The 14,348-nt window shown below is 57.8% G+C and carries 17 protein-coding genes; 11 read left to right on the top strand and 6 right to left on the bottom strand.

Annotated elements, in window-relative coordinates:
• Positions 1-34 precede the first annotated feature (34 nt).
• The 6 genes from KI614_RS06040 to KI614_RS06015 form a co-directional block, all read right to left on the bottom strand.
• Complete coding sequence (locus KI614_RS06040) at positions 35-352, bottom strand: YggL family protein (protein WP_226408587.1); 318 nt, start codon at positions 350-352, stop codon at positions 35-37.
• Between the two features lie 227 nt (positions 353-579).
• Positions 580-1,026, bottom strand: a complete 447-nt coding sequence (fur, locus tag KI614_RS06035) for a ferric iron uptake transcriptional regulator (protein ID WP_226408585.1) — start codon at positions 1,024-1,026, stop codon at positions 580-582.
• A gap of 23 nt (positions 1,027-1,049) precedes the next feature.
• Positions 1,050-2,303, bottom strand: a complete 1,254-nt coding sequence (locus tag KI614_RS06030) for a DUF2325 domain-containing protein (RefSeq protein WP_226408583.1) — start codon at positions 2,301-2,303, stop codon at positions 1,050-1,052.
• Positions 2,304-2,326: 23 nt separating this feature from the next.
• Positions 2,327-2,800 carry a hypothetical protein gene (locus tag KI614_RS06025; RefSeq protein WP_226408581.1) on the bottom strand — a complete coding sequence of 158 codons (474 nt, stop codon included), beginning with the start codon at positions 2,798-2,800 and terminating at the stop codon, positions 2,327-2,329.
• Positions 2,784-2,993 carry a hypothetical protein gene (locus KI614_RS06020; RefSeq protein ID WP_226408579.1) on the bottom strand — a complete coding sequence of 70 codons (210 nt, stop codon included), beginning with the start codon at positions 2,991-2,993 and terminating at the stop codon, positions 2,784-2,786. The genes KI614_RS06025 and KI614_RS06020 overlap by 17 nt, the downstream gene beginning before the upstream one ends.
• Positions 2,994-3,003: 10 nt before the next feature.
• Positions 3,004-3,456, bottom strand: coding sequence for a hypothetical protein (locus tag KI614_RS06015; protein WP_226408577.1), 453 nt, complete (start codon positions 3,454-3,456; stop codon positions 3,004-3,006).
• A gap of 55 nt (positions 3,457-3,511) precedes the next feature.
• Here KI614_RS06015 and hemP point away from each other — a divergent pair, with 55 nt between their 5' ends.
• From hemP to KI614_RS05960, 11 genes are all read left to right on the top strand, one after another.
• Positions 3,512-3,769: a hemin uptake protein HemP gene (hemP, locus tag KI614_RS06010; protein WP_226408575.1), complete on the top strand. Its 258-nt coding sequence runs from the start codon at positions 3,512-3,514 to the stop codon at positions 3,767-3,769.
• Between the two features lie 82 nt (positions 3,770-3,851).
• Positions 3,852-4,061 (top strand): hypothetical protein, encoded by a 210-nt coding sequence (locus tag KI614_RS06005; RefSeq protein WP_226408574.1) that lies wholly within the window; start codon positions 3,852-3,854, stop codon positions 4,059-4,061.
• Positions 4,062-4,239: 178 nt separating this feature from the next.
• Positions 4,240-5,190, top strand: coding sequence for a type II secretion system protein (locus KI614_RS06000; RefSeq protein WP_226408571.1), 951 nt, complete (start codon positions 4,240-4,242; stop codon positions 5,188-5,190).
• Positions 5,191-5,314: 124 nt separating this feature from the next.
• Positions 5,315-6,241, top strand: a complete 927-nt coding sequence (locus KI614_RS05995; protein WP_226408569.1) for a type IV pilin protein — start codon at positions 5,315-5,317, stop codon at positions 6,239-6,241.
• Between the two features lie 15 nt (positions 6,242-6,256).
• Positions 6,257-6,769 carry a hypothetical protein gene (locus KI614_RS05990; RefSeq protein WP_226408567.1) on the top strand — a complete coding sequence of 171 codons (513 nt, stop codon included), beginning with the start codon at positions 6,257-6,259 and terminating at the stop codon, positions 6,767-6,769.
• 3 nt (positions 6,770-6,772) lie between these two features.
• Complete coding sequence (locus tag KI614_RS05985) at positions 6,773-7,810, top strand: type II secretion system protein (protein ID WP_226408565.1); 1,038 nt, start codon at positions 6,773-6,775, stop codon at positions 7,808-7,810.
• Complete coding sequence (locus KI614_RS05980) at positions 7,807-9,696, top strand: hypothetical protein (protein WP_226408563.1); 1,890 nt, start codon at positions 7,807-7,809, stop codon at positions 9,694-9,696. The genes KI614_RS05985 and KI614_RS05980 overlap by 4 nt, the downstream gene beginning before the upstream one ends.
• Complete coding sequence (locus KI614_RS05975) at positions 9,693-10,412, top strand: hypothetical protein (RefSeq protein ID WP_226408561.1); 720 nt, start codon at positions 9,693-9,695, stop codon at positions 10,410-10,412. The genes KI614_RS05980 and KI614_RS05975 overlap by 4 nt, the downstream gene beginning before the upstream one ends.
• Before the next feature lie 3 nt (positions 10,413-10,415).
• Positions 10,416-11,501: a type IV pilus twitching motility protein PilT gene (locus KI614_RS05970; protein ID WP_226408559.1), complete on the top strand. Its 1,086-nt coding sequence runs from the start codon at positions 10,416-10,418 to the stop codon at positions 11,499-11,501.
• Positions 11,498-13,105: a GspE/PulE family protein gene (locus tag KI614_RS05965; protein WP_226408557.1), complete on the top strand. Its 1,608-nt coding sequence runs from the start codon at positions 11,498-11,500 to the stop codon at positions 13,103-13,105. Before KI614_RS05970 ends, KI614_RS05965 begins: the two co-directional genes overlap by 4 nt.
• Positions 13,106-13,110: 5 nt before the next feature.
• Complete coding sequence (locus tag KI614_RS05960) at positions 13,111-14,343, top strand: type II secretion system F family protein (RefSeq protein ID WP_226408555.1); 1,233 nt, start codon at positions 13,111-13,113, stop codon at positions 14,341-14,343.
• Positions 14,344-14,348: the final 5 nt, after the last annotated feature.

The raw sequence follows: 14,348 nt of genomic DNA, 5'->3' as shown, positions 1-14,348 counted from the left end.
CGGACTTTTTTACAACGGCAAAACAGCTGCCGATTTATCGCCAGGCATCAACCAGTTCGCTGACGCTTGCCGACTGCACTTCGCTGCGCTGAGCCAGCCACTCGCGAACGGCAGTACGGTCTTCCTCAGTGGCATCGGCGCGTGTATCGCGACAAACGAAACCATACGAGAAGCTGCCGCCATACATCAGCTTGCGCACTTCGATGACCTGACCGACAAATGCATCGAGGAAAGCATCCTGAGCGGCATCGGACAAACCCTCGACAAACTGGATTTCGACCGTAAAACCGAGTTCCTTGTATTCCCCGAGATGGAGCTTCTTGCGCTGGCGATGGTTATGGCGTGTGGTCATGGATACTCCTAGGCTGGGCCGCGAGGGTACAGTAAACAGTGCCTTGATGGAAATTAATAGGACCCGCCAAGTACAGCTTTGATAACGCGGCTGGTGTAAGCGACTTCCAAAGGGGGCCAGGGCAAATCCGAACAAATTCAGAAAAACTGCTCCGGAAACACTTTTGACTCCAATGCGTCTCCGGTTATCCGAAAAAAATCATCGTCAGATCATGGGCTCAGCCCTGTTTACGATGAGCATCTCAACCTCTCCGCACAATCTGCACAATAACCGTAGAGGGTCAGATTGTGCTGGGCCAGATGAAATCCATTATCTGCTGCAATTTTCAATTGACGCTTTTCGATCAAACTGTCATCGAACTCTTTAACGCGGCCACATTGCAGGCAAACCAGATGGTCGTGATGCCCACCATTATTGATCTCATAAACTGATTTTATCCCGTCGAATACTTGTCGTGTAATTGCTCCTGCGCCATCAAGCTGGGACAAAATACGGTAGACAGTGGCTCGACCAATATCCTCCCCCTGTTCAGTCAACAGGCGAAATACCTCCTCTGCACAAAGGTGGCTTCCGGCATTATTACGAAACAAGTCCAGGACCATTGTTCGTGGATGGGTTACCTTCAAGCCCAAACGACGCAGTTCTTTTTCTGAATTGATTGCTGTCTCCCCCATGAAGGACGGCCTCGCTTTTTAAATTAAATTTTCTTCCCAAGTTCGTTAACCACACGCCCGAAACTGGTCACGCCGCTGGTCTTGACGAACATGCACGGTTTTCCCGTCCGTTTGCAGTGTTCTTTTACCCGCCAGTAAGCATTGTGGCTGATGCACCCCGCTTGGCAGATCACGATATCGGCAGCAGCAACCACGCCATCGATACGATGCATACTCTCTTCAAGGCCGCCATCGTGATGCATGAAACGCCCCCCAGACTGCTCGACCATTTCCCGATACGAATGCACCGCACCCGAACGCCCGCCGACACAAAGTACGCACTTTCCTGACAAATGGGTTTCTGGAATGGCTGACAGGGCATCATCCTCCCGCGTCAGAGAATCAATTGTTTCCTCTGCATACTTGGCAAAATCACGCAATCGACCAACCTCCTGCGCCAACTCCTCGGCCAACTGCTTCGATTTTCTGGCGCGCACCTCGCTCTCAGCCAGACGCTGGACGAGTGTCCGGTGCAACTCCGTATCCGGCACCATGGTTTCACGCAGCAAGGCCGACTCTCTTGATGCATGCGTAGCGCACGCTTCCTTGGCCACCAAATCCGCCCGCAACCGGGCGATCATCTGGGCCGCTTCATTGGCCTGGGCCGCCCGTTTCTTCCGCAATGCCTCGATATCGGCCTGCGCAGCATCAAGTCGCCGGCACAAGTCGGCATTCTCCAGTTGTAGTGCCTTCATCGCTTTCTGGTCAGTACGGACATGGGAACCCAATTGGTGCTGGATCATGTGGATATCGGCATATATCTCCTGCTCCAATTGCTCACTGCAGGCCGGATGCGTCCAGCACACCCAGAGTGCCATGGGAATATCCCGACCCTCCTTGCAAGCCGCGCGCCATGCTGCACGCAGATCGGCATCGGTCTTGAATATGGCGTATCGACGAACCATCAACTCGCAACGCTTCTCCAGTGTTTTATGCAAGATTTCAGACAGACGGCTCCGCTCCTCGCAATTCCCTACTGCAGTCGTGTGCAGCACAAAGTCCGAAGCATCGCCGGGAAGGTGCATCACCTTGTTCATCAACCGCCGCAATTCGTCGCAATCAAAGCAGACACCGATTACTGGACAATGAAATTTATGCGGGATTTCCCATAGTTTTCGTCGACGGGAACTACTGACCTTCGGCGTCGGCAATTTGAGCGGCAAGGCAACAGCATCAAGAAAAATTGAATTACCACCGCCAAACACACCACCGGCGACATGAAAAGGAAAATCAGACATCGCTATCTCCAGTGACTCGACCGTCAGGAACGTACGATTGCAATATGTTCAAGCTCTCGCAAGCAAAGCTCCTGCACCAAGACATCGCGTTCACTCGACAGCCGGGTATATTCAGCATGCGCTGCTTCGATCGTTCGCTCCAGCGCTCGAACTTGATGTGTAACGCTATCGAATCCCTCTTTTTCAGTATTGAGTTGTATCAACCGGCATCCCAACTCAACAATGGCCACACTCGACTCAAAACGAGCAAGCTGCTGACGATAGCCAGAACAAAGCGCGGAAAGACGATTGACTTCGCTGTTAAGCGCTGCAATTTGCCGAGTACTTTCCCAGGCGCTACGGCGAAGACGCGTCCGGCTTTCACGCAAGGCACAGCGCAAATCCTGTATTTCTTCAGCCGCGCTCCGACATTTCTCCGGCGATGAAATCGTCTGTACGGCTGGCGCTGCACCACCAGCGCAATCGTGAAGAGAACGCTCCTTAAGCGGCGCAAGCATCGCGACACTCCAATCCGGTTTCAAGCCGACGACTGGCACGTTCGCACAAAGTACGCACCTCCTCATCGAGATCTTCGAATTCAACCAACCGATCCAACAGCCGTATGGCATGCCGGGCCGAATGCTGACAACCGGTTTCCTGATGAATGAGCAATTGGCTCAAAACGCCCGCCCAGAAGCTGTTGGTTGGCATGATGGCCCCCTCAAAAAAAACTCAAGGCCAGCCAAAGCAGACCGGCCGCAATGGCAAGGTTGGTGTAGAGGCTGTCCGGCAAATACCGGCGCACAGGCAAAACAAATCTGACCCACCACGGAGAGCTCGAACAGAGCGGCTGCCTAACTGGAATCTGCATGATGCCTCCAGAACAAGAATTGTCGGGATGGCTGGCTACCGGGATGGATTGGCTGGCGGAGTATTGAGAATGATTCTCATAAAAAACATTGGCATTGTCAACAGAATAGGAATCATTATTATTTGCGAGGCAGTAAATTGCCTTTTCCAACCTCCTGAATCTCACAGCAAGATCACCGGCAGTCTTGATCTTGACGTAGATCCGGCAAATACCAGTTTGCCTCGATGTCACCGGCCAATCCGGCAGCCAAATTTCCGACTTGCATTTTCCATGCTCATAAATGATAATGAATCTTATTCTCAATGCCGTAATGCACCACGCTGCACATCATTGACAACCCAGATCAGGAGTCATGCCCATGCAAACCACAAAACAGATGCTTCGCGCCCCGTTTCTCGGACGACAAAACAGCGGCATCAAAGCTGCGCACGCCAGTGATGCCGACAACGCACACTACTCGCCGCAAGGTCCGGTTATTCATGTTTCAACGGGTATTGCCAAAACCTACACCAGCCATGAATTGTTTGGCTCCTGCAACGAGTTGGCAATCGCTCATCGTGGCGAGCGCTATTCGTTGCGCATCACCAGCCTCGGCAAACTGATTCTTACAAAGTAGAAAAAAACCGCTAAAACACTTGCATATCGTATTGAGAATCATTATTATCTATTCAATCAAATACACACAAGGAATTTGAAGCGTGGAAGCCCTTGATCGCCCGGCGGCACTTGAAGCCGCCAACGCCACGGTGCTCGCCAAACTGCACGACCTCTATCGTGAAGCCTTCTCGCATGATGGCTTTGCCGAGTTGAAGGTGGAGATGCGAATCCTCCGCCGCGGCCAAAAAGAAGTCATCCTGCATTGCGGCAAACAGTATCGCTACGTTATCGATTACGCGCCGGTCAACTAACGGCGCAAATGCATCAAAGCTTCCGGCCGGGGTGAGCCTGGCGGATGGCACAAGTAACAGGCTGGCGACGAGGGGTCGCAGCGAAATTATCCGGAATCGTCCGGAATCTTCGTAAACAACCTGGTGCAGGAGTCCACGGGGGAGTGGATCCGAGACCATCCGTTAGGAAACATTACCCATGTTGAACAAGCTGCTGGCCATGACCAAGGCCGAACTGAAGTCCAAAATCCAGTCCATCGACGAATCCGCAATCAAGGGCCGCGCCCTGCGCCGCCAACTGGCCGGCATGAAGAAAAAAGAAGGCGGCTTCACGCTGCTCGAACTGCTGGTCGTCGTCGCCATCCTGGCCGCCATCGCCGGCACCGCCACCATCATGCTGCAGGATACCGACCGCAAGGGCGCTGCCGCTGCCCACGTCGCGATGATGGATGAGCTGTCGAAGGGTATTCAGACCTTCCGCGTGCTGAACGCCGGTCAATATCCGGATAATTTCGATTCCCTGCTAGGCAATGCCGCCAATAATCTGACCGGCGCGACTGCTGCGACCAGTATTCTCAGCACCGACCTGTTGGGTAATTTGACGCTGGGCGCCTTTAATGCGGCTGACGTTGTTGCGCTGAATGAAGTTGGCATCAAAAAAGCTCGCGTTATCGACCCGGCAGCAGTTCCGGCCGATGCGGCAGCGGGTGATTGCGCAACTACTGCAGCAATCAAGGCATTGCTGGTCAGCAAGAAGAGCAATGTCACGCCGCAAAATATCTTCCGTCCGGCTGCGGCCAACGGTTGTGGTCATACCGGTGATGCTGCCAACTTTGCAGCGGCAGATGCTGTGTACTTCTGGAATACGGCAGGTAATGCCCGTGTTAACGCCGGGGCTGCCGACCGCCTGATCGCTTTTGGTGTCGGCCCGGACAGTTCGCTGTTCAACCCAAGCCTGATTGGTGCTTTGTCGAATACTCCGGTTTATCGCCATGTCGGCAATACCGAGTACAACCGTTTCATCGTCTTGTGGAACACCGGCACTGCTACCACTCCGGCTGGCCAGGCTACCTTCCAAGCCATTATCGACGGTGCCGGCGATACCAAAGACGAAGAACTGGGTGAAGTCGACAACATCCGCAAGACCTAATCACGGACTAGTCTGACCTGAGTTTCACCGGAGCGGGCGACTGACCCCGTTTGCTCCACCCGGAGGGCGCCGTTCACACGCCGGCGCCCTCCACCTTTCCCCGAATCAAGAATCGAGAATTTCCATGGCGCTGTCCAAGGCAGGTGATCTGCGCGACCGCGGTTTTACGCTGGTCGAATTACTGGTGGTTTGCGGCATTCTGGCCACGCTGGCTTATACCGCTTGGGGTAGCTATACCGGTATCCAGGAAGGTGCCGATGACGACATCGCCCGCGCTGAATTGCAGCGCTTGGCCGACGGTCTGAAACGATTCAAGGCCGATACCGGCTACTACCCGGGGCAAGGTCCGTTCATTCTTGCCGCTCCGGGGACGATTGAGGCGACCAATGGAAACGGCTTCAACTGCACGCCGCTGGGCGGTATCCTGCGGAGTTGGGCGGCCCCCGATACTGATGCCGACAAGGATGCCTGGCATGCATCGCCCACCAATCTCGCCTTGCTTTTTGAATCGCCGGCTTTGTGTGCCAATCACCCGCTGGCCTATCTGAACCGCTGGAACCCCGAGACCCGGCGCGGCTGGCATGGCCCTTACCTCGACATTGCTTCGCGCAAGTGGGTCGATCACGGTATCGATTTCAATGCCGATGTGGCCAATGCCGCCGGCCCTTATGCCGGCTCACCTTATGGTGCCGGCACCCCGCTGGCCGGCAGCAAGATTCTAGATATTCCTGCCTTTGGTGCCGGTACGCGCTTCCGCGCCGCCGGGCCGAGCGGCAGTAGTTGCGGCAGTCCGGAACTGACGGCTGGTACTTGCATGCTGGGCTGGCGCGAGATTCCGCGAGAAACACAGGGCTACGAAGCCGGCAAGCATGAATTGCGGGCGCATGCCCGTCCGTTCGCCGTCTTCGGTCTGGCCAATAACGACAGCCCGCGTGTCGTCTATTTCGGCCGCGATGGCAAATATGGTGGCCGCAACACGACCAATCCCTGTTTACCCAATGTCGCCGCCACGGATGGCGATGACGATGTGGTGCTCTGTCTGGCCCACTGATTCCAAGGAATTTCGATGCTTCCCCCCTTTTCCTTTTCTCCCGTCATGACCTTGGCCGGCATGGCCCTGGGTCTAGCCCTGGTTGGGCTCTCGCCGCTCAGCGGCGCAGCCGAGATGCCGGCGGAGCCGGTCAAATCCAGTCTCCAGGAGAACCCCGCCGCCTACAAGGATGTCAGCCTCAAGGATCTGGTTGCCAAGTCGCGTACCGATATTCCCGGTCAGCGCATCATCTTCGCCCCCTCGCCGATCAAGTTTCAGGCCACCCTGTCGGCCATGCCGGCACCGCAAAAGGCGGATTACCTGATGACGGCATTGTCGATGATGAAGGTATCCAACCCGCCTAAAGTCAGTCAGCGCATCGGCCTCGACTTCGGCGGCGACAAGGCCCTGGCAGCCTATATCGACGACAGCATCGCAGCCCGTCTGGCAAGTTCAGCCAAGATCGGCCAGACACTGACTTTCTACGCTTTCCACATCTACAACAACAATCGCGGCCCGGCGCTGCTGATTACCTCGTTTGGCAATTGAGCAATGCCGCGGCCGACTCTCCCCTACCCCTGGTCACGCGGTTTTACGCTGATCGAACTGCTGGTTGTCGTGGCCGTGCTGTCGGCAGCCTCATTACTTGCCTTCGGGGTTTTCTCCGAGGATCGGACGCAAATTCGCTACGACGATACCCGTCAGCGCCTGCAGGTGATTCGACGGGCCATTTTGGGGCAAAACGGACCGTCGACCGCCGCAGAAGCGAGTGCCGGCTTCGTCGCCGACAACGGGGCGCTGCCGACCGATCTGGTCACCCTGTTGCAAGCGGGTTCATTGCAGACGCGTGCGGTTCGCCCAGCGATCCTCGACCCAAAACCGGACGATGCGACTTGTGCCAACGATGGCAGCGCAGACGACATCACGCTGACCGACCCCGGCGCGCAACTGGTCAAGGGGCATGTCGGCGATTATCTGGGCGGGCTGGCGGTCAATGGACGATTCCGCGACGGCTGGGGCAATGTCTCCAGCACAGACGATGCCAGCAATTTTGGCTGGAGTACTGTATTCAACGGCACAGCCAAGACCTTGGCCATCACCAGCATGGGCATCGACAATGCTATCGGCGGGAGCGATTTTGCCACGGACTTCGGGTTGACCGCAGCAGCCAACGACTGGCTGCTGCCGATCAGTGGATGGAGCGTTCTTGTCAGGAATAGTCGCAGTAACGACATTCCCGCCAACAAGTTATCACTGAGCCTGCTGGTTTTCTTGAACAACACCAGCGGTGGCCAGTGGCTGCGCTACGCCACCGTATCGCTACCGTGCCTGGGGGCCGGGAGCGGTTGCGCCGCCAGCGCGGCTATTCCGTTTACCGATGGTTGCAAACCGGGCGAAAACGTCGCCAACAAAGGGCGTATTCCGCAAGGGCGTCACTTACTGGTACTGACCGATAACGGCACGGACGGCCTGCCCTGGACGGCTGATGACAAAGTTTCTGGGACAGCGCTGCTGCCAGCGCTTGTCAGCACACAGATCGATGCCATTGCCGGCCGCAACCTGCCGGCTGTTACCCTGGATATTCGATGAAGCGTCTGTTCGGTGGTTTGCACAAGCGCGGCGAGTTTCGGGAACCGGCAGAAAATTCATCGGCAGACGCCGCTTTCTGGCGCTCGGCAATCGATTCGCTGCGCGAAAGATTGGGTGCGAGTAGCACCACCTGGCTGCTGCTGACCTGGGATGTATCCGGTATGGAAGCTGCATTGATGCAAACCGGCAAGGACGGATCGAATTTCCTGGGCAAAGCTTCTTCGCGGCAGGGGCGCTTTGCCGCGGCACTCGACGAAGTCATGGCGCAACTGGCGAGCATCACGCCAATCCGTCCCAAGCGCGTCGCGCTGGCCGCCCGGCATGTTTTACCTGCCGTCGTCGATTTGCCGGTACATCCCGACAAACCGCGCCAGCCGGAACAGATGCGCGAATTGATCCAGGCCGATCTGGAACCGGTGCTGGCCGAATTCGGCAGTCTGTGGTCGATGGGCGCCTTGCTGCAGGCACGCGGCTATCTCTCGCCGGCCGACCGCGAACGCATCACGATGGAAGAAGCGGTACGCCGGCAGAGCCGGAGCAATCAGCTGCGCTATGGCGAAATTGCCATTGAACTGGCACTGATCGAACGTGACTTGCTGGATGAATGCCTGGACCAGCAAGTCGCCTTGCAGAATCTGGAGGCCTCGGTGATGGCCGGCTGGCGCGGCCGGATTGAGGACAAACAACCGCTGTGGCTGGTTTGCGGTGTCGGACAGACGACCTATCGCGAATGGCATGAGGCACTATCCCGGCGCGGCCTTTATCTTGCAGCCACATTACCGATTTCGTGGCTGGTCAGCGATCCGGCATCCATTGAGCCTATCGAGCCGGGTACCCGGCGCGATCAGCCGGTCCCTTCCATCGACCTGGAGATCCATGCGGAAGAGGTAGTGGCCGTATTGCGGCGCCGTGGCCGCGTCGTAGCAACGCGCAGCGAGGGAAGAATTGAACGGGCTCCGGCTGCCGACTGGGTGAACCGGATCATTGCCGACTGGACCGCAGAGTCGCGGGCCCAGATCGTCATTCATTTCATGGATGCGGCCGATGACGAATTCGGCGAACTGCTTGCCGATGCCCTGAATCTGACTACCGGACACCCATGCAGCATACGCAAGGCAGGTGAAGTACGTCTGGCAATCTGGCGAAATCTACTGCGCGAAGCCAATGCCCCCTTGTCGCAACTTCCCAGAATGGTAGCCGGCGAACTTCGCGGCTCCCTCTGGAAAGACCACGACATCCGCCGACTATTGGCACTGGGCATTGTGCTGATTGGCCTGGCGGCAACCGAAGGGGTGCAGCAGTACCGTCTCCATGGCCTGGAAAAGAAAATGGTCGACCATCAGCGCAAGGAAAAACAGCTCAGCAGCAATTCGCAAATGGAGGCCCAGGTTAACCAGAAATTGCTCGAACTGGGCAAGGGGCTGGAAACGACACGCCGCCAACTCGAACCTTTGCTCAACGACCGCTCGCGCCTGAACCGCATCATCTCGATGCGGGTTGATCTGCCCGACTTGCTCTACCTGCTGGCGCAGGCGGTGGGCAGCGATGCCGTGATGGAAGAAATCCATAACGACAACACGCACAGCGAAGGCTCAGCAATTCAGGTCATCGCCTGGTCGCCGAACTATACCGGCGCACAGGATTTTGTTAACCGGATGGCGGCACTGGCCCGTGAGAAGGGTTATGGCGTATCGCAGATGGAAATCAAGGAGCGCAAGGGGCGCGACAACCGTCGCGGCCATGAGGTGAAATTCTGGCTGCTGCTCGAAGACAGCGAACTGGAAGCTAACGAGCATCCTTCGGCTGTGCAGAATTCGGTACAGCAGCCCATGCCGGCCGGCACCGGAATTTCGTCGCAACCACCAGCACCGAGAGCGACGCCATGAGCCGGAATCTGACCGAATTACTTTCCCGCTGGCACGAGTGGCGCCGTAACTGGGAAAAATTACCGGCCAAGGATCGCAACCTGCGTACTGCAGCCGTCGCCTTCGTGCTGGTCGGACTCTATGCCGCCTTGCTTTGGCCGCTGTCCGGCAAGCAGATCAGCAAGCTTGAGTACGATCTCGAAAAAATGGCCGTGCGCGAAAAGAATGCGGCAAAAGCCGAGGCCAAGCCACTGATCCCGCCCCCCAACCTCGGCGGTAGAAACCAGCGCGATGCCGAGCTTGAGTTACAGGCAATCAAAAGCCAACTTGAAGATGTCACCCTCGAATTGCGCAAACTCAATGCCCGTTTTGTGCCGCTCGACGACAGCCTGGCGATGAATGCCTTGAAAAGCGGACTGACCAGCCTGGCTGAAGCCGGTGATATGGAAGTCATGGCCATCGAACATGTCTACAGCCGCAGCGAGGACAAGGACAAACCGCCTACGCCGCAAATGCTTCAGGAAGCAGCCAAAGGCAATCCGTTCAAGCGACCCTTGATCGTCGTCCATGCCCGCGCCAGCTTTCGCGGCCTGATGCAGTTCCTCGACGGCCTCAACCAGCTGCCTTATGTAGCAGCACCGGTCGGCAGCGACATCAAGGTCGAAGTCGAACGCAATCCACAAACCAACGCCCCCGTCCGCCAGTGGCTGGATGTACGTATCAAGTTCGCGGTATGAGCAATGACTCAAGCTTTCGGTAATTTCTGTCAATTGCTCGACCGGGTGGTCGAACACCAAGCCTCCGACCTCCATCTGGCCGAGGGGCGTGCTGCTTGCTGGCGACTGCACGGCAACCTGGCAGCCATTGATGATGTTCGCTGGACCCAGGCCATGCTGGACAGCCTGCTCGGTGAATTGCTCGGCGTGCAACAAGGGCGCGACCTGACCGAGAAAGGTACGGTCGACCTCGGTTTCACGGCAAAAAGCGGTGAGCGTTTCCGGATCAACATTTTCCGCTCACTGGGCCGCCCGGCCCTGGTTGCCCGCCACCTGCCTTCGCATTTTCTCAGCTTCAACGAATTGCGCCTGCCCGAGAGCGTTCGCCAACTCGCTTCGCTGACCGACGGTCTGGTGCTGGTTACCGGCATTACCGGCAGCGGCAAGAGCACAACACTGGCCACCATCATCAACGAGATCAACAGCAGTTTGCCAGTGCACATCTTGAGCATCGAAGACCCGGTGGAATTCGTACATACCCCCAATCAGGCAATCATCAGCCACCGTGAGCTGTACACCGACGTACCCGATTTCGCCAGCGCCGTGAAAGCCTCGCTGCGCGAAGACCCTGACGTCATCCTAGTCGGCGAATTGCGCGATACAGAAACCATGCGCGCCGCCCTGACTGCAGCCGAAACCGGTCACTTGGTCTTCTCGACACTGCACACGGCAGATACCAGCGGTGCCATCGAACGCTTCATTGGCGGATTCCCCGGCGACGAGCAGTCAGTCGTACGCCATCGCTTGGCACTGGTGCTCAAGGCTGTGGTGGCCCAGCAGTTATTGCCACAAAACGGCCGGCCTGGGCGCGTTGCGGCTGTCGAAGTGCTGCAGGTCACGCCGGCTGTCGCCAATCTGATCGCCTCAGGGCGCACGGCACAAATTTATTCGGCCATTGAATCGGGCCGCGAAGCCGGCATGCAGACTTTCGATCAGGCACTGGCCGGGCTTGCCCGCGACAGCCTGATCACCCTCGAAGATGGCCGCCGGCTGGCTCGCGACCCGAACGGCTTCGAACGCCTGATGCGGCAAGGGAGGAGCAACGGATGAGTACACTGAACGAAGCGACACTGATCAACGCCGGCTTGCAGGCCGAGTTGTTCGACCGTGACCTGGTCAATCGCCTGCGCGCCCAGGCCAGAGCGACGCGCATGACGCTGCTCGATGCCTTGTCACGCGAACTGGGTTTGCCGCGGACCGCCTTCTACCTGGCGCTGGCCCAGATCCACGGTCTTCCCTACGCCCAGTTGGAGCGATGGGAGCTTGACCTGGCTGCGGCCAGTCGCCTGCCTGGCACGCTGATCAAGCGTCACCCGATGGCACCGATGCGTACGCCGGAAGGCCATCTGGTCATTGTACTGAGCGACCCCAGTGACCAACTCGGCATTGAAACCGCAAAGCGCGTACTGACCGGCATCGAATTGAGCCTGGCCGTCGCCGACCCGGAGGCTCTGGCCCCGGTATTGGCTCGTTTTGCCCCAAGCGATGCGCGCGATAGTGCTGCCGAAGACCCGGTCGCCCTGTTCGACCGACTGCTACGCGATGCCGTTTTGCGCCGTGCATCCGACATCCACATCGAAAGTGAAAAAGAGGCTGTCAAAATCCGCCTGCGCGTCGATGGCCGCATGCAGGCCTGGGGCAGTTCGCTTGGCAAGGCGCTGGGCGAAGGCATGATTTCACGCATCAAGGTACTGTCCGGCATGGATATTGCCGAGTCGCGGGCGCCGCAGGATGGTGGACTGAATCACACGATCAACGAACAGCCGGTCGAAATGCGCGTCGCATCCGCTCCAACAAAATTCGGTGAACGGCTGACCTTGCGCATCATGAAAAGCGACCCTGGCCGGCAAACACTGGATTCGCTGGGAATGCCCTCATTCATGATCGAGCGCCTGCGCGAAGCGCTGGCCCACCCGCACGGCATCGTGCTGGTTACGGGGCCAACCGGTAGCGGCAAAAGTACGACGCTCTATGCGGTATTGCGAGAGCTCGACGCCAACGCGCTGAACATCCTGACAGCAGAAGATCCGGTAGAACAGGTAATCCCCGGCATTTCTCAGGTCCAGGTCGGCGGCAAAATCGGTTTTGCCGACGCCTTGCGCAGCTTCCTGCGCCACGACCCGGACGTCATCCTGGTGGGCGAAATACGCGATTTTGACACGGCAGACGTCGCCCTAAAGGCAGCGACCACCGGCCACATGGTGCTGTCTACGCTACACACCAACACGGCAGTCGGTGCGATCACCCGTCTCTCCGACATCGGCTGCGAACGCTTTCTGATCGGCGCCACGTTGCACGGCGTCATCGCCCAGCGTCTGGTTCGCATGCTCTGCCCGCACTGTCGGGACTCGCATCCGGCTACGGACGAGGAGCGAAGTTTGCTCAAGGTGCCGGATGGCGAAGCCTGCAATATTGCACAACCCTGCGGTTGTCCTCGCTGCCTGGGCACTGGCTATCGCGGCCGGATCGGTGTCTTCGAATCGCTCTGGCTGGACGGAGAACTAGCCGAGCGAATCGGTAATGACGCCAGCGAGCGCGAACTGATGCAGGCCGCCGGCAACTACTGGCGACTGGGTGACGATGCCCGGCAAAAAGTTCGCCAGAATCTGACCAGCCTGGCCGAAGTCCGGCCTTATCTGCGGATGAATGGGTAAGCTGCATGGCGACATTCAGCTATCTCGGCCTTAATGCGCAAGGCAAGGAGTTGCAGGGGCAATTGCAAGCAGCCGATCTCAACGAAGCGCGCACGCTGCTGCGTGGCCAGGGTCTGCGCATTCTTGAACTGCAGCAAGGCGATCTTGAAAAACGTTCGCTGCTCGACGCAATGCGTGCCTTCGGACGCTGGTTCCACAGCGGGCTCTCAGTACGCAACAGCGACATGATGTTGTTCTACCGCCAGATGCAATTGATGCTGCGGGCCGGTCACACCATTCTCGAAGCCCTGGAGGCGGCAGGCAAACTGGCCAGCCGGCCGCGGCTGACGATGCAACTTGAACGTTGTGCCGATCGTATTCGTTCCGGCAGCAGTTTTTCGGCGGCACTGGCCATGGAAAACTCAACCTTTCCGCGCATCGCCATCAAGCTGGCCGAAGCCGGTGAAGCATCAGGCGAGCTCGACTCGGTTTTTGACCGACTGGCTGCCTTGACCGAGCGCCGGGCCGACATTCGCCGGCAGTTGATGACAGCGCTGACCTATCCAAGCATCGTCATGCTGGCCGCAATTGGTGTGATTTCGTTCTTGGTCGGTTCTGTCGTACCGCGGTTTGCTGTGTTCCTGCAATCACGCGGCAAGAAAATTCCCTGGGCCGCCAAGACCATGATGGATATCGCTGACTGGCTCCAGCATTGGGGCGGATTATTGATCATGGGGATCGCCGGAACGATTGTCGGACTCGTCCTGGTACGCCGTTTTCCGATCATCTGCCTGACCATGGATCGTATTTTCCTGCACGTCCCCATCCTCGGCAGCACCCTGATGGCGGCAGCCATGGCACAAGCAACCTGGACTTTCGGCCTGCTCTTGAAAAGCCGCCTGACAGTGCTGGAAGCTCTGCGCTCGATTACGCAGATCGTCGGCAATAGCGCACTCTCATCGGCCCTCAATTCAGCCTGCGAACAGGTACTCGAAGGCCGCGCACTGGCTGTCGCCCTCGATCGTCAGCCTATCCCCCCTCTGGTTCGGCACATGGCTGCCGTCGGCGAGCGCAGCGGCGAAATGGAGAGCGTGATGGAAGCATTGGGCAAGCATTATCAGAAAGAACTGGATGCCCGCGTCAAGTTCCTGTCATCGATGATCGAGCCGGTATTGACGCTACTGATCGGCGGCATCGTCGGCTTTGTTTATTACGCTTTTTTTCAAGCCGTCCTGGCCGTATCGACCGGAGGCGGCTGAGTATA

It is taken from the genome of Dechloromonas denitrificans (assembly GCF_020510665.1).
Taxonomy (GTDB): Bacteria; Pseudomonadota; Gammaproteobacteria; order Burkholderiales; family Rhodocyclaceae; genus Azonexus; species Azonexus denitrificans_B.
Note: the sequence above shows the minus strand (reverse complement) of the source record. Positions and strands in the feature narration are given on the sequence as shown.